The sequence below is a fragment of the Streptomyces sclerotialus genome (assembly GCF_040907265.1).
In the GTDB taxonomy this organism is placed as follows: domain Bacteria; phylum Actinomycetota; class Actinomycetes; order Streptomycetales; family Streptomycetaceae; genus Streptomyces; species Streptomyces sclerotialus.
The window spans coordinates 82,460-100,826 of record NZ_JBFOHP010000002.1; the positions used below are offsets into that span (position 1 = coordinate 82,460).

The 18,367-nt window shown below is 69.0% G+C and carries 15 protein-coding genes and 2 pseudogenes; 7 read left to right on the forward strand and 10 right to left on the reverse strand.

Annotated elements, in window-relative coordinates; genetic code table 11:
- Positions 1–665: 665 nt before the first annotated feature.
- The 3 genes from AAC944_RS00475 to AAC944_RS00485 form a co-directional block, all read right to left on the reverse strand.
- Positions 666–1,373 carry a nitroreductase gene (locus AAC944_RS00475; RefSeq protein ID WP_030622757.1) on the reverse strand — a complete coding sequence of 236 codons (708 nt, stop codon included), beginning with the start codon at positions 1,371–1,373 and terminating at the stop codon, positions 666–668.
- 83 nt (positions 1,374–1,456) lie between these two features.
- Positions 1,457–2,218: an NADPH-dependent F420 reductase gene (locus AAC944_RS00480; protein WP_368396734.1), complete on the reverse strand. Its 762-nt coding sequence runs from the start codon at positions 2,216–2,218 to the stop codon at positions 1,457–1,459.
- Between the two features lie 102 nt (positions 2,219–2,320).
- Entirely contained in the window at positions 2,321–2,917 is a 597-nt protein-coding gene (locus AAC944_RS00485; protein WP_030622760.1) for a TetR/AcrR family transcriptional regulator, read from the reverse strand.
- A 338-nt stretch (positions 2,918–3,255) separates the two neighbouring features.
- On the opposite strand from AAC944_RS00485, the gene AAC944_RS00490 reads away from it, so the two are divergent.
- From AAC944_RS00490 to AAC944_RS00500, 3 genes and pseudogenes are all read left to right on the forward strand, one after another.
- A complete protein-coding gene (locus AAC944_RS00490; RefSeq protein WP_051872321.1) occupies positions 3,256–3,915 on the forward strand; it encodes a hypothetical protein in 660 nt (219 codons plus the stop codon).
- Positions 3,916–4,892: 977 nt separating this feature from the next.
- Positions 4,893–5,264: a hypothetical protein gene (locus tag AAC944_RS00495; protein WP_196943305.1), complete on the forward strand. Its 372-nt coding sequence runs from the start codon at positions 4,893–4,895 to the stop codon at positions 5,262–5,264.
- Positions 5,265–5,365: 101 nt separating this feature from the next.
- Positions 5,366–5,630 (forward strand): annotated as a pseudogene (locus AAC944_RS00500) (helix-turn-helix domain-containing protein); the annotation flags it as partial.
- Positions 5,631–5,755: 125 nt separating this feature from the next.
- On the opposite strand, the gene AAC944_RS00505 reads toward AAC944_RS00500, so the two are convergent.
- Complete coding sequence (locus AAC944_RS00505) at positions 5,756–6,397, reverse strand: methyltransferase domain-containing protein (RefSeq protein ID WP_490368254.1); 642 nt, start codon at positions 6,395–6,397, stop codon at positions 5,756–5,758.
- A gap of 89 nt (positions 6,398–6,486) precedes the next feature.
- Positions 6,487–7,419, reverse strand: a complete 933-nt coding sequence (locus AAC944_RS00510) for an ankyrin repeat domain-containing protein (RefSeq protein WP_030622765.1) — start codon at positions 7,417–7,419, stop codon at positions 6,487–6,489.
- Positions 7,420–7,887: 468 nt separating this feature from the next.
- Here AAC944_RS00510 and AAC944_RS00515 point away from each other — a divergent pair, with 468 nt between their 5' ends.
- Both AAC944_RS00515 and AAC944_RS00520 read left to right on the forward strand, forming a co-directional pair.
- Entirely contained in the window at positions 7,888–9,558 is a 1,671-nt protein-coding gene (locus AAC944_RS00515) for a LuxR C-terminal-related transcriptional regulator (protein WP_438272776.1), read from the forward strand.
- Positions 9,559–9,832: 274 nt separating this feature from the next.
- Complete coding sequence (locus tag AAC944_RS00520) at positions 9,833–11,218, forward strand: FAD-binding oxidoreductase (protein ID WP_030622771.1); 1,386 nt, start codon at positions 9,833–9,835, stop codon at positions 11,216–11,218.
- Between the two features lie 680 nt (positions 11,219–11,898).
- Here the strand turns inward: AAC944_RS00520 and AAC944_RS00525 are convergent.
- The 4 genes from AAC944_RS00525 to AAC944_RS00540 all read right to left on the reverse strand — a co-directional run bounded on the left by AAC944_RS00525 (position 11,899) and on the right by AAC944_RS00540 (position 14,760).
- The gene (locus AAC944_RS00525) at positions 11,899–13,047 is read right to left on the reverse strand and encodes an alpha/beta hydrolase family protein (protein ID WP_051872323.1); all 1,149 of its coding nucleotides are present in this window, start codon (positions 13,045–13,047) and stop codon (positions 11,899–11,901) included.
- A 396-nt stretch (positions 13,048–13,443) separates the two neighbouring features.
- Positions 13,444–14,079, reverse strand: a complete 636-nt coding sequence (locus AAC944_RS00530) for an Imm21 family immunity protein (RefSeq protein ID WP_037773275.1) — start codon at positions 14,077–14,079, stop codon at positions 13,444–13,446.
- Positions 14,080–14,209: 130 nt separating this feature from the next.
- The gene (locus AAC944_RS00535; RefSeq protein WP_030622777.1) at positions 14,210–14,452 is read right to left on the reverse strand and encodes a hypothetical protein; all 243 of its coding nucleotides are present in this window, start codon (positions 14,450–14,452) and stop codon (positions 14,210–14,212) included.
- 56 nt (positions 14,453–14,508) lie between these two features.
- Entirely contained in the window at positions 14,509–14,760 is a 252-nt protein-coding gene (locus AAC944_RS00540; protein WP_030622779.1) for a hypothetical protein, read from the reverse strand.
- 942 nt (positions 14,761–15,702) lie between these two features.
- Between AAC944_RS00540 and AAC944_RS00545 the strand changes: the two are divergent.
- Positions 15,703–16,506, forward strand: a pseudogene (locus AAC944_RS00545) (IS5 family transposase); the annotation flags it as partial.
- 110 nt (positions 16,507–16,616) lie between these two features.
- Here the strand turns inward: AAC944_RS00545 and AAC944_RS00550 are convergent.
- Positions 16,617–17,564 (reverse strand): TIGR03564 family F420-dependent LLM class oxidoreductase, encoded by a 948-nt coding sequence (locus AAC944_RS00550; RefSeq protein ID WP_030622783.1) that lies wholly within the window; start codon positions 17,562–17,564, stop codon positions 16,617–16,619.
- Between the two features lie 144 nt (positions 17,565–17,708).
- On the opposite strand from AAC944_RS00550, the gene AAC944_RS00555 reads away from it, so the two are divergent.
- Positions 17,709–18,275 carry a TetR/AcrR family transcriptional regulator gene (locus tag AAC944_RS00555; RefSeq protein WP_030622785.1) on the forward strand — a complete coding sequence of 189 codons (567 nt, stop codon included), beginning with the start codon at positions 17,709–17,711 and terminating at the stop codon, positions 18,273–18,275.
- Positions 18,276–18,367 lie beyond the last annotated feature (92 nt).

Consider the following 18,367-nt stretch of genomic DNA (forward strand, 5'->3'; position numbering starts at 1 on the left):
TCGGGATGCAACCCCACACGAAGTTCTCCCTCCGAGCAGGGCAGCTTGATACCGGGTCGGACGGGTCCCGTTGATACCGGGTCGGAGGGGCCCGTTGGTACCGGGTCGGGTGGGTCCCGTTACCGGGTCGGATGGGTCCCGGAGGACGACGTCATCGAGGCGACCGCCTGCCAAGGCCGACGTATGGTGAAGGATCTGCTGGCCGCTGACCGGTGGACCTGGCTCGTCATCGCCGCCCACACCGACATCGGCTGACTCGGCCGCTGGCTGAGGACCTCCGCCGCCGCGGGAGCAGCCCACCGAACCGGACCGACTCACCCGGCCCGTGTCCGCAGGGGTTTCGAAACCTCCGCACGAGCCTGCACTGCCCCGCAAGGGCACCGAAACGCACCCTCCCTGGCACCTTGGCGCTTGCGGGCACGAGCCCCACCCCCTGCGGCACGGGGCATCGGCTCTCCCCTGCCGGCGACAACCCCCGTCCCCCACGTCCGCCGGCCCCCAGGCCCGATCGGTCCCCAAGCCCGAGCGTCAATCCGCAGCCCGATTCGCAGCAACCGTTGGCCAGAGCTGAGAGATCAGCAGTTCAGGAACTTCCCGATGACGGTCGTCAAGCCGTAGGACGGGCTCTGAGCCAGGGCATGCTGCGCGCCGTCGGCAGAGAGCGGTTATTGCTCGTCGAGGACTCCGGGGGTTTCGTGCAGGACGACGCTCTGCTCCAGCGGGACCCGTCCCATACGGAAGCTGTTGGCCGGTGCGGCCTGGTCGGCGGTGCCGAAGGAGATGCCGAACAGCAGCTTGAGGTCCTGGGAGACGCCCAGGGCCTCGCGGACGGTGTCGGCGTAGAACCCGAGCATGGTCTGCGGGATGCCGTCGAGACCACGGGCTGTCAGCGAGAGCAGGAAGTTCTGGGCGTACATGCCGATGTCCCCGGCCGCCCGTACCCCGTCACCGAAGGCCGGCATGAAGAGAAAGGCGACGTGAGGTGCGCCGTAGAAGTTCAGGTTCTCCCGGGCCGCGGCCTTCCTGGCCGCCCGGTCCGAGCGGGGTATGCCCATGGCCTGGTAGAGGGTCGCGGCATGGTCGTGCGCCCGGTCCAGGTAGGTGCCCTCGCCGAAGTCGGCGTAGTCGAAGGTGAAGTCGTAGGAGAAGCGCCCCTCCTCGTCGGCCTGGAGCAGTTCCTTGCTCAGGGCGTCCCGGGCGGCGCCGGAGACGACGTGCACCGTCCACGGCTGGGTGTTGCAGTTCGACGGGGCGGTCTGCGCGTCTTCCAGTACGCCGCGGATGTCCGCAGGGGGCACCGGAGCGGGCAGGAACTTCCGCACGGAGCGCCGGGACCGCGCGAGGTCGGTGAAGGGTATGGCTGTGGTGGGCAAGGCGAATCCTTCGAAGGTGAGTGTGGTTGCCGTGCGCGCCTGTTTCACAGGTCGTGGCAGAACATGGCGGCGCGGTCGGGGTGTCAGCGGTGGAGGGAGCGGTTGAGTTCGACGACCTCCTGGAGCGTGGGCGTGGCGGTGAGGGCGGCGAAGCGCTCCATCTGGCGGTCGCGGTTGCGCGGGGCCTCGGCCCGGTCGGCCGCCTGAAGGGCCGGACCCAGATCCTCAAGGCTCAGCTCGGTGCAGTAGGCGGGCGTCATCGGCTGCTGACGCCAGGAGTCGGCCAGGGTGCCGGCGTCGAGGGGATCGAAGCCGCTCTCATCCACCAGGCGCACGGCCACGCACCGTGCCTCATCAGAGTCGGCGGCCACCGGAAGCGCGATGCGGCCCGGGGTGCCCGCCGGCAGACCCCTGGTCTGCAAGGTGCCGGCCAGGGCGGCGTTCCACGCCTTGACCACGGGGCGTCCCAGCTGCTCGGCCACCCACAGGCTCTCCACCTGGCCGCCCTCCACCGCGTCGATGGGGCCGCTGAGGTGGGGGAAGTAGTTGGAGGTGTCGACGACCACGGTCTCGCTGGGCACGGCGGCGAAGAGTCCCGCCACCGAGGGGATCCGCCCGAAGGGGACGGACAGGATCACCACGTCCCTGCCCTGCACCGCGTCGGCCGCCCGCACCGCTCGCGCTCCGAACTCCAGCACATCGGCATCGATGGTCTCCGGGGCCCGGGAGTTCGCCACCTGCACGTCGTGGCCGCCCGCGCTGAACGTGCGCGCCAGCGTCTTCCCGAGCGCCCCCGTGCCGATAACGCCAATTCTCATGATTTGTACCCCTCGAAGTTGCACCACTCCCCAGCAGGGAGCAGCGAGGTGTGACGACTGTGCGACTCCTGCCCGGCCGATCGGCAGCCCCGGCCCCGGTTACCCCTGTGCAAGGGCGCGGCCGGCGGTCTACGCCTGGTTGTCCCGCTCGCGGTATCCGCTTTCGATGAGCGCGCGCAAACGGTCGAGCGACTCCTCGTCGGTGGCGTCGGTGCCCTTGATCCAGGCCACGGAAACGGCCGCGAGGAAGAGGTCGTAGCCCTTCACCGATGCTCTCGCGTGCCCCGCGAGCTGCGCGGCCCGCACGTATTCGTCGGTGGTGGTGATGAGCAGGTCGCAGGGCAGGGTGAGCGGGTTGTCCGGCTCCTGCGCCCTGGCAGCGGCCATGAGCGGTTCCGGCAGTCCGCTGAAGGCGCTGAAGTACTCCTCCATGGCCCGCAGCCACTGTCGCAGCGCCTCGGAGGCGTCACCGAGCTGCGCGATGTCCGCCCGGCGGGCCATCAGCTCCTCCGAACGGGTCTGCAACACGGCGGCCAGCAGCGCCTCCCGGGTCGGGAAGTGCCGGTACAGCGTGCCGGGACCGACACCCGCCTCCTTGGCCACCGCCTCCAGCGAGGTGCCGACCCCGAACCTCAGGAAATGACGCTGCGCTGCCTCCAAGAGGGCCGCACGGTTGCGCTGGACATCCGCACGGGGCCTGCGCCCCTGCCGTCCCTCGACGTTCATACGCCCTCCCACCTGTCACGATGCCGCGACACGAAAAACGGAGGCTGTCTCCGCACAGGTTCGAGCGTAAAACGGAGGCAGCATCCGGTCAACTCGGCCGGTACCCCCTAGAGGGCCTGAACGACCGAATCCCCTGGTCACACGTGATACGTAGCCCGTTGAACGTTGCTCGTTGAAAGTTGCTCGTTGAAAGTTGCACGTTTACGTCGCCGAGGCGTTCCCCGGCTCCCGGTTCGGCGACGAGGCGCACTCCTCGTTCCGGCACTTGGCACCATCACAACCGCCACCAGTACGCCAGTACGCCAGTACGCCAGCACCCGGCCGATAGTTTGACCGGCATGAGTGACGGCATCGCGTGGATAGGCACACACCACCACACCCCCTCCTCGGCCGTGCCCGGCATGCTCGGCGGCATCTCGCTGACGCTGGCCCGAGGCGTGGAGACGGACGAGTTCCTCATCAACCTGGGTGCCCACCTCGACGAGCTGGCCGCGCGCACCCCGTGCAGGGAGCTGCGCGCACCGGCCGGGCAGCCGGGCCGGCCCTCCACCCACCTCAACCGCGCCATGTACGGCACGTGCGGTGAGTGGACGTATGTGCTGGAGAACTGGGGCATGGCAACCTGGGCGACCGGCTACCAGGGCAAGGCCGAGTCGATGCTTCCCTGCGAGGGCGAAGAGGTCCTCTGCCTGACCGCCAACCGCTTCAGTCCCCCGGCCCTGATCATCCATGCGCCCGATGCCTGCGCGTACCGGGCTGACTTCGGCACCGACACCGGGCAGGGCTCGGCCGTCGATGCCACCCTCGGCGCCGCGGGGGCGGTGTTCCCGTCGATGCCTGAGGCCAGTGAGTCCGAAGTCGTCGCGTACTTCGAGGAGCATGGCGAACGCCTGCCCGAGCTGGTGTTCACCGCCGTGGGCGCCTACACGGGCGTGGCCATCGACCAGGAAGCCGTGAAGGCAGGTGACCTTCCCGGCGTCCTCATCGCCCCGACCTGACCGTCTGCCGCGCACATGGGACTGGCCCCACCCTGATCTCAGGGTGGGGCCGATGCCGTTGCGGGCTCTACGCTCTTTCACACGATGCAGTGGACGCACGGGCCGATACTCTGACGATATATCGGCAGATGTATCGGCCGACACATCTGCTCGTCCGCCGCGCGGAGCGCATCGAGGACCTGGAGGAGCGCTTCGGCTCTTTCAGGCCGACTCTGCCGCAGCGGCGCGCCCTACCCCTCTGAAGGCGTACGACACGATGCGCAGCACGGCCCCGGGCCGGCAGACGGGGCGGGCCGGGTGCGCGCGAGATCCTCCAGCCCCGCCCGAGCATCCTGATCCAACTCCGGGTGTTGTGTTCCCGGCCTGGCGGCAGTCGGAGCGGCGCACCCACTCTAGCCCGTCGCGGTCGATCGGGACGGGTCAACGACCCTTCGATGCCGATGCGCCGATGCCGTCCGGGCCGGGTCCGAGACGCTGTGATCCTGGCCCTCTATCGGCTCCACCGTGGGAGAGCCAACCGTCAAGCTGACGACGCGGCACTGCTGGACGAAACCGCCAACGGCAGGCAGCCGGTCCGCCACGACGATCTCCACTGCGTACCACCCCCACTGCGTACCACCAGGCGCCGGTGTGGTCTTGCTCGCGGCTGCGGATGGTGGCGTGGGCCCCCTGGCCGTCCGGCAGATGCACGCGCACGTACCGCCCGCGCGGCGTGCCGCCGTCCCCTCACTCAGCCATGACCGGATCATGTGCTTGTTCTTTATCTTCGGGCAGGGCGGCACGAAGGGTGCGGCCCTGCCCGAAGATAAACGACAAGATCCTTGCCTTTCGGTGGCCTTGCATACACTTCCTCGCCGCACACACTTCCTCGCCACACACGCCGAAGGCGTGCACTTACCGACCACGAGTGAGAGTTCACATGTATAAGTAGGGGCCAATACTGCCTCCAGTGAAACGATTTGGAGAATGAATAAGAAATGATGAAACGGCATGCACGGTATGGATTGAGCCTTGCTGCTGCACTCTTCATGCCATTGGGGACCAGCGGGCACGCAGCGGCCGACGAGGGCTTCGACCTCATCGGAGGCACCCTCTCCAACATGGGTAGCCTCAACTCGGCCGGCCAGTCCAACAAATGCAACAGCGGCACCATCCAAATCTTCCACACAACCCGCTGCAAAACCGTGACCGAAGGAAACCAGGACAAGCAAGACACCGTTTCGGGAGGACTGCTGTCCAACTTCGCTTCGTCCAGCACCACCGAAGCCAGCAACCACTGCGGCACCCCATACTTTCTCGGCGCTTTCAACACGACTGAATGCGAGACGGTCAGTACCAGCCCCCGCTGACCAACTTCCTGAGCGAAGAGGCGCTATGAGGGAAACCGCGACAAAAGGCGCTTCCGACGGTTGTCCCGTAACTGCGATGGCGGTTGCCGCGTTGGCCTGGCATGGGCGGGGTGATCTCAGCGGATGATCCGAAGTCGGATCGAGCCCTTCTCCGGGCTGACCGAGGCGCAGTTCGCCAAGCTGGCGGCTACGTACGGGCGCACGAATCTCACGTGCGCCAGTTTGCGCGACTGTTCGGGACATCGAAGTCCGCGGCTGACCGCGTCCTCGGTCACGTACACCGCTGCTGGCCATCTCGCCGGCGCGTCGGCGCCCAAGGGTGCCGTCTACATCGTTGACGGCACCCTGATGTCCACATGTGACCGCCTGCCTCGCCTGAAGAGTTGGAAAGTGCTGGACATTGCTAGAAATCGCTGGAAGAGCTGGAAAGTGCTGAGGGATTTCCGCCTCAAAGGCAGCGGCGTTCATCAGTCGCCGTCCATCCGGTTCACTCACGGCACGGTGCGGATGCGCTGCCCTACCGGCCCCACACGTACCCGGTAGTCCTCCCACAAGGGCCACCCCAGCTCCCGGAACGAACGCCGGTCGCGCTGCCCACGCACTTTCATGAACGACACCCCGTTGATGAGGTGGCCGTCGGCGGCGCCGTGACCATCGGCTGTCAGGAGCAGTAGGCCGTCGCAGCCGAAGGGCGTGTCCAGCGGGGTGAGGAGCACGCCGCCGGGGCGCAGTTGCTCCACCCAGGCCGTGGGTACTTCGCGGACCGCGGCGGTGGACATGATGCGGTCATACGGTGCACCCGACGGCCAGCCCTGCTCGCCGTCGCCGACCAGCACCTGCGGCGTCATCCCCAGCTTGGCGAGGTTGGTCCGGGCGGACGTTGCGAGGCCCGCGTCGATCTCTACCGTCACCAGGTTGTCAGCCCCGACGCGACAGGTCAGCAGTGCCGCGCTGTAGCCGGTTCCCGTGCCGACCTCCAGGACCTGGTCCCCTGGCTGCGGGTCGAGGTGGTGCAGCATGTCCACCACCACCGCCGAGCAGGAGAGGGAGCTGGTGAACGGCGCATCGCCCTCCCGGAGGCCGGCGCCGGGCCGTCCTGGCGTCGCAGCTTTGGAACCGCCTCGCCAGTTCACCACTCCGCGGGCGACGGCCTGACAGGCTGACCGGCAGTTGATGACTGCCGGTCTCGCCCGTGCACCCAACTGCTTCGGACAGTCTTGACTCAGTGCTCCCAGTAGTTGCGCTCCGGCAGCTCGACCCACCTATCGGGCGGCCCCACGACGGCGCGTGCGTCGGTAAGTCGCAGTCCGGCGAAGGCACATGAGTACGCCACAGCGTTGTACCGGTAGAGGTACGAGGCCAGAACTTCCTCGGCGGTGTCGTCAAGGTCCGGTCCACCGCCCGGGTGAAGATCCGAACCTTCGACGATGCCGTTACGGACGATGCTGCCCTGGTTGCCGCTCTTGGGATTGGCGTACAGGCCGTAGCAGACGGTTCCGGTGGACAGGCGCGACAGTACACCTGGTGTCGACGGCATGTACCCCCACGGCTGAGTGACGACGCAACCGCCCGGCACGGTTGTCACGCCGACGATCCGCAGACTCTCATCGAAGTCGTACGCCCACGGTTCCTCAAGCAGTTCCTCAAGTTCCTCGGCTCCCGCCGGTGCCGCCTCCAAGCGATGTATCGCTTCCTCGGCGTCGATCCCGGCCACACATGCCAGCCCCGTGCCCTCGTAGTGAAGGTCTCCCAGCGCGGCGACGAGCCGTTTGCCTTCCTGTGCCGCCGCTCGCTCCTCCTCACTCAGCCCCCGCTCTTGCGCAGGCCTCACGAACAGGTCTGGTGTCGGTCCGGCCAAGCTGAGCCGCCCCGGTGACCAGCCGCCTATCACGGGCCGCCAGGGGTCTGCGCCGGCAGCGGCGAGGGCTCGCGCGTTGTCCGGTCGGCCGGACAGGACGGCTTCCCACAAGGCGGGCGTCCCGTCCTCGAGCGCGTCCACGTCCACAACACGACGAGCCAGTTCCGTCACGACTTCCGGTGAGCCGAAGAACGCCGCCCGGTGCAGGGGGCGCCGCCCGCTCAGCATCTCTGGATCGGCTCCCTCATCAAGGCGCCGCCGGATGCCGTCGAGGTCCTTCCAACTCTCCCAGCCCATGCCCGTCCAGCCGTCATCGTTACCGGTCACTCTGCCCCTCCAACGCCGATCTCGGCGACACCTGTCATCGCCCGGTATTGGCGCAGCATTGCAGGCAGGTCTGACAACGCTATTCCCTTCCTCGTCTGTCCGGTCCCGGCCGGGCCGTCATCCCTGCCCTGGGAGCCGCCCCAGAAGCAGCACAATCCGTAGGATCCGCAGAAACCGCAGGACCCGCAGAATCCGTACTGGAGTCTGCACACGCGCGGCGGGGCGGACCTGGACGTCGCCGACGGCGCTGCGTTCTGCGGTGCCCCCAGTGCCGAACTGCGCGAGCGTGCGCTGGATGTCGTCCAGTCCCGCGACCACGAACGCTCCCCCAGTTCCAAGCGCCCGTGCACCGACCACAGTTGACGACCGTAGGTATGCGGTCCTGCCTATCCTGGAGAGGGACGGTCCTGCTCGCGGCGAGCGGGAAGGGAGCCGCGTGTGACTGAGCGGAGGGCCGACGAGGCGGCCATGGACGTGCTGCGTCGGGCGCGAGATGCCGTGGCGCGGGAGGCGTGGGCCGATGCCTACGGCTTGCTGTCCGGCCTGGACACCGCTCGTCTCACCTCTGACGACTGCGCCGCGCTCGCCGATGCCGCCTGGTGGACGAGTCGTATCGAGGAGTCGATCGTCCACCGAGTGAGGGCCTACTCCGGGTATGCGGCGGCGGGGGCCGCCCGGCGGGCCGCGTACTGCGCCTGGATGCTCTTCAACGAGCATCAGATGGCCGGACGTGCGGCCGTGGCCGCGGGCTGGCTGCGCCGGGCCCGGCGGCACCTGTGCGGGGAGCCCGAGTGCGTCGAGCAGTGTTATCTCGCCTGGACGGACGCGGAAGCGGCACAGCAGCGGGGCGCGCTCGACGAGGCGACGGCCTCGGCCCGTCGAATGGCCCAGATCGCCCGGCGCTGCGACAGCCCGGACCTCGACGCCATGGCGGTCCAGGTGCAGGCGGCCGTCCTGGTCGCGCGGGGCCGGGTCGCCGACGGGCTCGATCTGCTCGACGACACGATGTGCGCGGCGATGGCCGGTGAACTCAGCGCCTTCTTCACCGGCTGGATCTACTGCCTGGGCCTGATGCAATGCATGGCCTGTGCCGACCTCGGGCGCGCCGCCGAATGGACCGACGCGGCCATGCGGTGGTGCGCCTCGATGCCGGCGGAGAACAATTTCCGGGGGCTGTGCCGAGTGCACCGGGTGCAGGTGCTGCAGCTGCGGGGCCGTTGGACGTGTGCGGCGGCCGAGGCCGTACGGACCTGCGAGGAACTGCTGCCGTACGAGCGGCGGATGGCCGCCGAGGCGTTCTACGTGCTGGGCGAGATCCAGCGGCGGCGCGGGGAGTCGGCCGCGGCCGAGCAGTCGTACGAGCGCGCACACGAGCTCGGCCGTGACCCGCAGCCGGGCCTCGCCCTGCTGCGGCTGGCGCAGGGAAAGGCCGAGGCCTCGGCCGCGGCCCTGCGACTGGCTCTCGCGGGTGACGGGACCAGTGGTATCGAACGGTGCCGACTGCTCGCGGCCCGGGTGGAGGTCTGTCTTGCGCTCAGCCGGCTCGACGAGGCGCGAGCGGCGGCAGAGAAGCTGGTCCGCGCGGCCGAGGACTGGCAGGAGCGGTGCGGTTCGGCGGGAACCCCACTGCACGCGAGCGCGGCGTCGGCGGGCGGCGCGGTGGCCTTGGCGGAGCGCGATCTCGACCGGGCACTGCCACTGCTGCACCGGGCCCTGACGCTCTGGCTGGAGCTGGCGGTGCCGTACGAGGCGGCACAGGTGCGCATGACGCTGGCCGCCGCCCACCGGGCCGCCGGTGACGTCGAGGGTGCCCGGATGGAGCTGCGGGCCGCACGGCAGACCTTCGAGGAACTGGGCGCGGTGCCGGACACGCGCCGGGCCGCGGCCCTGCTCGCCGATGTGCGCGGACAACAGCCAGGCGGGCTCACCGAGCGCGAGATCGAGGTGCTGCGGCTGGTCGCGGCAGGCCGGACGAACCGGGCCATCGCCGCGAAGCTGGTGATCAGCGAGCACACGGTCGCCCGCCACCTCAACAACATCTTCGCCAAACTCGACGTGTCCTCACGGGCGGCGGCAACGGCGTACGCGTACACGCACGGGCTGGCGTGATGGGCCGTTCTGCCCATGCCCGCTCCGCCGCGGATGGGCCATTCCGACGATGAGAGGTACCCCGCTCTCCGCATAGACCGGGCCTGTGCCCCTTTCGGGCACGGGAGTTCCCCGCACACGAGCACTTGCCCCACACACGAACGCTTGCCCCGCACGCGAACGCTTGCCAACACACGCGAGCGGTTTTCCCGCACCCGAGCGATTTTCCCGCACCCAAGCGGTTTTCCCGCACTCAAGCGGTTCCCCACACCCGAGCGGAAAGCAGGTGGCGGCCATGACCAACTCCACACCGGCCCGCGACGACAGCCTGCGGGAGCGGCTGCGTGGTTCCGTGCGCGGCGAGCTCGTCGAGCCGGGCGACCCGGACTACGACGAGGCCCGCAAGGTCTACAACGCCCTGCACGACAAGCGGCCGGCGATCGTGGTCCGGGCCGTCGACGCGGGCGACGTCATGGCCACCGTCGGCTTCGCCCGGGAGCGGGGCCTGACGCTTGCGGTACGCGGCGGCAGCCACAGCGTATCCGGCTACGGAACCTGCGACGACGGGGTCGTCCTCGACCTGGGACGGATGCGCGGGATCCGCGTCGACCCCGGCACGCGCACGGCGCGGGTCGAGGGCGGCTGCACCTGGGCGGACGTCAACCACGCCACGCACGCCTTCGGCCTGGCCACCACCGGCGGGATCGTCTCCACCACCGGGGTGGGCGGTCTGACGACGGGTGGCGGCATGGGCTATCTGGCCCGCCGCTGCGGCCTGGTCTGCGACAACCTCACCTCGGTGGACCTGGTGACCGCCGACGGCTCCTTCCTGACCTGCACCGACGAGCAGAACAGCGACCTGATGTGGGCGGTGCGCGGGGGTGGTGGGAACTTCGGCGTCGTCACGTCCTTCGTATACCGGCTGCACCCCATCGCCGACATCCTGGGCGGGCCGACGTTCTTCCCGCTCGACGGCGACGTGATCCGCCGGTATCGGGAGCTGATCGCCGAGGGCGACGAGCGGCTCGGCGCGCTGCTCATCGTCGGACTCGGAACGCCGGTGCCGTTCCTTCCCGAACGCTGGCACGGGCGCCCGCTGTGCGGCGTGATCGCATGCTGGACGGGGCCGAAGGACGAGGACGACCGGGTCCGTGACCGTGTCGCCGCACTGGGACCGGTGCTGGGCCGGATGGTGGAGCGCCTTCCGTATCCGATGATCAACACCCTGTTCGACGACCTCGTACCGGCCGGCCTCTTCCAGTACTGGAAGGGTGCCTTCACAGAGGGCCTGCCGGACGGCGCGATCGACGCATTCATCGAGTACGGTGCCACGACCCCGTCCATCCAGAGCGTGACGGCAGTCTTCCCGATCGACGGCGCCTGCCACCGGGTGGGTCCGGAGGACACCGCCTTCTCCTACCGGGACGCCGACTACTCGATCGCTCTCAGCCCGGCCCTCACCACCCGCGAGGAGTGCGAGGCCCAGAAGGCCTGGGTGGGCGCCTACCATCGGGCGCTCGAACCGTACTCCATGGCGGGCGCCTACGTGAACTTCGTCGACAGCGACGACCAGGACCGCGTCCAGGCCAACTACCGCGGCAATCTCGCCCGGCTGACGGAGGTGAAGCGGCACTACGACCCGGGCAACCTGTTCCGCCTGAACCACAACATCGCGCCCTGAGGAATTGCCTTGGCGAAAGTCCTGGCAGATGTCCTGAGGAAAGTCCTGGCGAATGTCCTGAGGAATCCTGCGGGCTCCACGTGTTCCGACTCTCGCGGTTTTCGCAGGGGCAGCGCGAGCTGCGATCGCTGAGACCACAAGACCGAGGAGACGGTGTCAGCCAATACCACCACCAGTAACCACAGCGAGGCAGCACCCACAGCGAGGCGGTGACGGTGGCCATGCGGACCGGCGTGAAGCCCGGCCTCGCTCTCCTCCCGGCGGCGACAGCCGAACAGCCATTGGCCGCGCTGCCCTGCTTGCAGGGCTGATGCCTGGGCCCAGTGCCGCCCCGTCAGTCAGCCCTGGATGGCAACCTCGACGCTCTTCCCGGGGCGCTCCGGATCAGACAACTGGTAGCTCACGCTGCCCTGTGGCGCCACCGACGCCGTCGTACTGGCCCTCACCCGAGGCCGCCACGGCGCGCCCTACTACGTCACCGACGGCACTCCCATGCCGATCCGCGGTTTCTTCGCCCCCCTACATGCGTTGCGGTTCCGTAGGTGATCGAGCGGACAGCGCGGGGTGAATACGCCGTGTCGGCCAGGACGTCCTCGCGCCGGGTTGGCCGCTCGGGCTGGGTTGGCCGCTCGGGTGGGCGCGGTCGCTCGAGTGGGCGCGGTCGCTCGAGTGGGCGCGGTCTATCGTTCTCGAGCGGCATCGACCGGGTGTTCGGGCGAGCCGTCGGGCTCCCCCGGCGGCGACTGCGGGGCGCGGTCGGTCAGGTGTTCTTCGAAGAACGCGGTGAGGACTTTCCGTACCACCGTCACGCCCCGGCCAGATGGCAAGGTGCCGAATGCGGCCAGGTCGTCGGGGTGTCCGGCCTCTCGCAGACCTAACGGCCCAGCCAGGACATCGAAGTCGGTTGCGGACATGTGTCCGGCGCCGCGCACCGTCGTCCAGCGTCGTGGCCCACGCAGCAGCGGCCACACTTGTTCCCAGCCCGCCAGGATCTGCGGGTCGTCCGGGTCAGGTGGCGTCAGACCGCACAGGAGCACAGGCACATCGAGGCCGGCAGTGAGGACACCGCCGTACAGAGACCCGTCGATGAGGGCCACTGCGGCGGGACGGGAGTCGAGGCGTGCAACCTCCGCGGCGGCGGCCGCACCAAGGGAGTGCCCGGCGACACCAATCCGAGCCGGATCGATCAGTGTGCTCCACCGGCTGTCGCGTGCCAGCAGCCGGTTCAGGACGAAGCGCAGGTCGTCGATACGGGTGGCGAGGTAGCGGTGCTGCAGGTCGGTCATGTCTCCGCCTCCTTCGCCTGTTTCGGTAGGGCCGAAGTCCGGCTCCCGGTGGGCGACGATGCGTCCGTCGGGCAACTGAACCGCTGCCGCATCCGACGGATGGTCCACGCAGGCAGCGATGAATCCGTGGGAAGCCAACTCCTCGGCGAGGCAGGCCAGACCGGCTCGGTACTCGCCTAGGCCCGGGGAGAGAAGAACCAGTGGTCTGGGGCCGCCGCTCACAGCAGAGGCCCCTTCGTAAGCGTGCGTCCGTACCTCCGCCAGGACGCCGACCAGCGCCGGGTCGAGTTCCTCGTCCTCCTCGGCCCAGCCATCGAGGACCAGTGCAGCCACGGCAGGCGGAAGATAGCGTGCGGGGAGGGATGATGCGCCTTCGTCCGGCATGGCGGGGTACCAAAGCTGCACCATCACCTCTCGCGGGCGGGCTGTCTCCCAGGGGTCGGGGCGGGCCGCGTCGACGAGATGGACAGCCTCCGTCCCCACCCAGTGAGGCCCATTGGGCGGCAGCAGCGCGGGCCGCTCCTGACCGGCATCGATTGACACCTCTCTTGCTCCCTCCCCCACGACGACACCGTAGATCCAACCTGAAGCCCGTCAGGAATGCATCCGCATATCGGTGTGCTCCGGGATATCGGCGCCCTCCGGGATATCGGCGTGCTCCGGGCGGGGACCGTGTACCGGCATGGAAGCAGCGGCACGTCGCCTCGCACCCCCGCGTCCGCGTCCACCGCTGCGGCTGCGGCTGCGGCTGCGGCTGCGGCGAGCACGCCTTCGCGCGGATGAAGATTTGCAAGGTTTTTCGTGACTACGTGACTGCATGACTACGTGACTACATGCCTGCCGACTGAGAGGCGAGGGCATCCAGCGCGCGATGCTCGGCATCGCTCACCTGCACAATTTCGCGCGCACAGCATGTGAACGCGCTCGCCTAATGCGCAGTCAGGTTTCGCTGGGCAGAAGCTGAACGCTGGGTAGGAGCTGGACCAAGCCGACCCAGTTGTCCTCGTCCGCCTCGGTGTGGACTGCGCGGACCCTCCAGTGGCCCGTAGGCAGCGGGATCGGCGCCTGAGCGGGCATTTCACCACCGGGATATGCGACGCTCGAATCAGCGCCGGCCTCTGCCGAGTCCATGAGGACGGCCGGGCCGTCCGACATCCATATGCCGCACTCCTCCCACTCGGTGGCAGAATCCGCAAGAACAGCCTCGGCTGCAGCCTTCAGCCGGTCACCGGAGTCGGCGGAGTCGTCGGCGGAGTCGTCGGCGGCGAGCCAGCGCAGGAAGGCTCGATGCTCGGGCAGGTAGCAGCTGGTGGCCGGCTCATCCGCCAGTACCAGTGCCTGCGCGCCGCTGTCACCGACGGCTATCACACCGGCCAGACCGTCCACCGCACAGGCACGGTCGTAGTCACAGTCACCTGGAGCGGTCGCGTCTCCCATGACTGCCCCGGCCTGCGTGCTCCCTCGCCATGCAGCCAGCGCGGAGACGGGGATGACGATCAAGGGACCGCCCATCGACTCCACCCAGACAGGAGAAACAGCGGAGGCATCGGCTGAGGTGGACGAAAAGGCGCTCATGCCGCCAGTGTGCCCCAGTCCACTGACAATCCCTGGGTGACCGGCAATCCGGAAGCCGGACGGCTCAGCACCTGCAACGAGCAGTCACGGGGCAGTGGGACAGCGGGACAACGGGACAGCGGGACGACCATCAGCCGATGGTCAGCTTCTGGAAGCGGATCGTGACGGTCTGAGTGTTGGGGTCCCCGGCCGCGATGTCGACCCGGGTGACCCTGGGCTTGCTCATCCTGTACTTCTTGACCACCCTGCCCTCATCGTCGTGCAGGACAAGGGCGACATACGTCGGCTTCAGCCCCTTGATGAAGTTGTCGAAGTACTTGGAGTGGGTGCGACCACGCAGCACCTTCGCCTCCTGCCCGGACAGGCTGGTCACCTCCTGGAGGTATTCGGCGTGCCGGCCGGCGATGGAGAGGGAGATATTGGTGGAGGTCAGCGCGTCATTGGGTCCGGCGCCGCCATGGCTACGGCAGCGCTCGGGTCCACGGTGGGCGTACCGCCCGGATTCGGGTCGACGGTGGGCGTACCGCCCGGGTGGACGGGCGTGGCGACCGGGGACGGGCCTCCCTTGGCACCGGTTGCGGTATCGCCGCCACCGCAGGCGGTGAGCGAGAACGCCGCAACGGTGATCAGCGAGGCCGCCGCGAAGGTACGGGTGCGGCGAAGGGCGGTCTTGCGCGGCATGGAAACCTCCCGGGTAGTTGGAGTGCGCTCGGTACGTGGTGCGTTCCGCGTCCTGCACACCACCCTCCTGTGCGCCACCGCTGATGATCGACTAACACCCGGCTCATACGCTGTTGGCGCACTGCCGCTCCAGCGTGTCGGGCCCCGGGCTACCGGCCTCGACACAGCGCCTCCCGTCCATGCCCAGGTCCGTCCCCGGGCGGGTGGCCAGCCAGCCCGGCGCAGGCAGTTGGCGGTGTCTGCGGTGGCTGCAAGCGCTCCGTTTCGTGACACGAGTCGCCGGCCGCGGGTCGGTGGTCGAAGCTCCTGATCCGGCGTCACCTGGAGAAGGTGTGGCAGTCGCTTCGAAAGGCACCTATCCGGCTGATCGTGCGTCGTCAGCTGGCCTCGAGAAGCCGAAGCCGTGTATGAGCTCGATCGCCCAGAGGTCATCCCCGACCGGCAGCCCTGCACAGCAGCTCTGGACGGCAGCCCCCCGCACGGCAGTTCCGCACCGCAGCTCCGCACCTCACGTGGGCATCAGATCGTGTACGCCCGGTAACGCACCTGGTTCGCTCACGCCGCGGAGTTGCAGGTCCGAGACCCAAGTCGGAATTGCAGGACGAAATTGCAGATCGGAATTGCAGGGCGGAGATGAGCGAGGCGAGGAGAGCTCGCAGGGCACGCTCAACGCCTCGCACACAACGAAAGCCTGCCAGCTGGTCAACAACGTGGCGAGCGCGCCGAGTCGGCCGCCCCCAAAGTGTGGCGACACCAGAACGTGTGGTCGCAGTCGCGCCAGAAGGACAGCGATGACGGCGGCCAGCACAACAGCGATTTCGTACAGCGCTCCGAGAGGACGTGGTATCCATCCAGAACGAGGCGCGGATAGGGAAGTGGCTGGTGAAGTGGCTGGTGAAGTAGCTCTTGTATAGGCCTGGGGCGTTTCCTTGGGATCATCCGATCGTTGGGTTGGGCGTGTCGCTAACTGACGCCCGGTGGGCGCGGATTGAGCCGCTGCTCCCGGACCGCACGCCGAGGCGGGGTGGACGGTGGCGGGATCACCGGCAGGTCATCGACGCGATCGCGTGGAAGTACCGCACCGGTTCTCCGTGGATGGACCTGCCCGAACAGTTCGGCTCCTGGAAGGGCGTGCATAACCGGCTGCGCAAGTGGGCCGCCGACGGCACTTGGGAGAAGGTCTTCACCGCCCTGCTGGCCCAGGCCGACGCCGAAGGCGACCTGGACTGGGTGATCGCGGTCGTCTCCACCGTCGTGCGCGCGCACCAGCACGCGGCCGTGGCTCGTCAAAAGGGGCCCCGGCCGGCGAGCCGCACCACCATGCCCTCGGACGCTCCCGCGGCGGACTGACCACGAAGATCCACCTGGCCGCGGACGGCGGATGCCGGCCGCCGGCCTTCCACCTCACCCCGGGACAGGCCGGAGACGCCCCGGCGTTTCCGCAGGTGATGGCCCGCTTGCGGGTTCCCCGGCCGATCGGCCGACCGCGCACCACGCCGCTCATGGTCCTGGCGGACAAGGCGTACTCCTCCCGCGCCATCCGCACCCATCTGCGCGCACGCCGCATCCGGGCCGTCATCCCGCAAGCCCGCCGACCAGACCGCCAAGCGCAAGCGGCGCGGCCAACACGGCGGCAGACCACCCACGTTCGACCGCGAGGCTTACAAGCAGCGCAACACCGTCGAGCGGTGCATCAACAAGCTCAAGCAGTGGCGCGGCCTGGCCACCCGCTACGACGAGGCCGCGCCGCCCATGGGACAGGCCCCGCGACGTGCTGATGGTGACCGGTCCGGCAGCGGGTCGTCGGGGCCCGGCGCGGTCATGGCAGAGGAAGCCGCAGCCGGTCCGGCCCCGGCTCACAGGCGCTGGGCGACGCTCCAGGTCCGTACGCGCTCTTCCCTCTCGAAGAGGTCGGTGTGGGTGAGCATGACCTCGGTGGCCCCGGCATCGAGATAGCGGCGCAACCCGGCGACGACGGTGTCCTCGTCGCCGGCGATCAGCAGGTCCGCCGCGCGCGACAGCCCCTCGGCGGCGATGACCTTCCGGTAGGACGGGATGCTGTCGTAGAAACCGAGGGCGGCCGACACCCGGTCGCGGGCCGCTGCGGCATCGTCGGTGACCACCGCGGGCACCCCGGCCACGATCTGCGGGGCCGGTCGCCCGGCCGCGGCGGCGGCCTCGGTGATGGCCGGCACGATCCGTTCAGCGAGCGTGCGCGGCCCGGCGAGGAACGGAATCGTTCCGTCGGCCAACTCGCCGGCAGCCGCGAGGGCCCGCGGCCCCATCGCCGCCACCAGAACGGGGATCGCCGGGGAAGCCCCGGCCACAGCCGTCGAGCCGACCGGACGGGACGCCAGCGTCTCCCCTTCGAAGACGGTGTCGTCGCCGTCCAGCAACGGGCGCAGTGCGGTGAGGTACTCGCGCAGGTGCCGGATCTGCGGCGGGTACGCCAGGCCGAACATCGGCTCGAGCACGGTGCGTGCCCCGAGCCCGACACCGAGCCGGAAACGCCCCGCGGTGGCTGCCTGCGCCGTCTTCGCCGCCGCCGCGAGCAGCAGGGGATGGCGAGGGTGCATCGGCACGACCGACGTGCCGACGTGCACCCGGGGCTCCGTCCGGCCCACCAGCGCCGCGAGTTGGGGCGCGTCGTAGTCCGACCCCTGCCCGAACCACAGGGTGTGCACGCCCGCGCCGGCGACCTCGTGCGCGAGGTCCACAGCCCGGTCCACGAGGTTGGTCGTTCCGGGTGCCTGCGCGAACGGGCCTCCCAGGAACACTCCCACCTGCTGTCCGGCAGCGTCCATCACGAACTCCTCCGTCCGATTCCGGTCCGCGAGGCGCGTCGTCCACCCGGGACGCAGTACTGTCCCGCAGCACCAGAGTGATTGCAGATTCTGAAATCACCGTACACATTGATTGCAGTTTCTGTAATCACTACGCTGCGTGCCATGGGACGATGGCCGGGCGGCACGCAGGAACGGCTCCAGGAAGCCGCGATCGAGTTGTTCACCGAGCGCGGCTACGAACGCACGACAGTCGCCGAGATCGCGACGCGGGCCGGACTGACCGAGCGCACCTTCTACAACCACTTCGCCGACAAACGCGAGGTGCTCTTCCCCGGTCAGGACGTGTTCGTCGCCGAGGTCCGCGAAACGGTGGCCGCCGCACCCCCGGAGCAGTCCCCGCTCGACGCGGTCCTCGCGGCCTTCACCGCCGGCAGTGACTGGTTCGACCGGCACCGGGAGGCGGCACAGCTCCGCAGGAAACTCCTCGATGCGCATGCCGACCTGCGGGAACGCGAACGCGCGAAAGTAGCAGCCCTGGACGAGGCGATCGCCGACGCACTGCGCGCGCGGGGTCTGCCCGATCCGGCGGCAACGCTGACCGCCTCCGTCTGTGCCGCCGCGCACCGACTCGGCACAGCCCGGTGGCTGACCGACCCGGAGCACCGAACGCTCGAGCACCACCTGCGCGCGAGCTTTGAGGACCTGCGCCGCACCGCACGCACCTGGTAGCACCGGCCGCGGATCTCCCCCGGGCAAGCGGCGGTTTCTGCGGTGGCCGGCCGCGGCGGACAGCGCACCCATCGGCCTGCTCACCGGCGAGG

Excerpts from the sequence above, each read along its gene's own strand:
- AAC944_RS00485 (WP_030622760.1), bottom strand. The coding sequence starts at position 2,917 with ATGAACGTCGAGGGACGGCAGGGGCGCAGGCCCCGTGCGGATGTCCAG.
- AAC944_RS00490 (WP_051872321.1), top strand. The coding sequence starts at position 3,256 with ATGAGTGACGGCATCGCGTGGATAGGCACACACCACCACACCCCCTCC.
- AAC944_RS00495 (WP_196943305.1), top strand. The coding sequence starts at position 4,893 with ATGATGAAACGGCATGCACGGTATGGATTGAGCCTTGCTGCTGCACTC.
- AAC944_RS00510 (WP_030622765.1), bottom strand. The coding sequence starts at position 7,419 with ATGGGCTGGGAGAGTTGGAAGGACCTCGACGGCATCCGGCGGCGCCTT.
- AAC944_RS00520 (WP_030622771.1), top strand. The coding sequence starts at position 9,833 with ATGACCAACTCCACACCGGCCCGCGACGACAGCCTGCGGGAGCGGCTG.
- AAC944_RS00530 (WP_037773275.1), bottom strand. The coding sequence starts at position 14,079 with ATGAGCGCCTTTTCGTCCACCTCAGCCGATGCCTCCGCTGTTTCTCCT.
- AAC944_RS00540 (WP_030622779.1), bottom strand. The coding sequence starts at position 14,760 with ATGCCGCGCAAGACCGCCCTTCGCCGCACCCGTACCTTCGCGGCGGCC.
- AAC944_RS00550 (WP_030622783.1), bottom strand. The coding sequence starts at position 17,564 with ATGGACGCTGCCGGACAGCAGGTGGGAGTGTTCCTGGGAGGCCCGTTC.
- AAC944_RS00555 (WP_030622785.1), top strand. The coding sequence starts at position 17,709 with ATGGGACGATGGCCGGGCGGCACGCAGGAACGGCTCCAGGAAGCCGCG.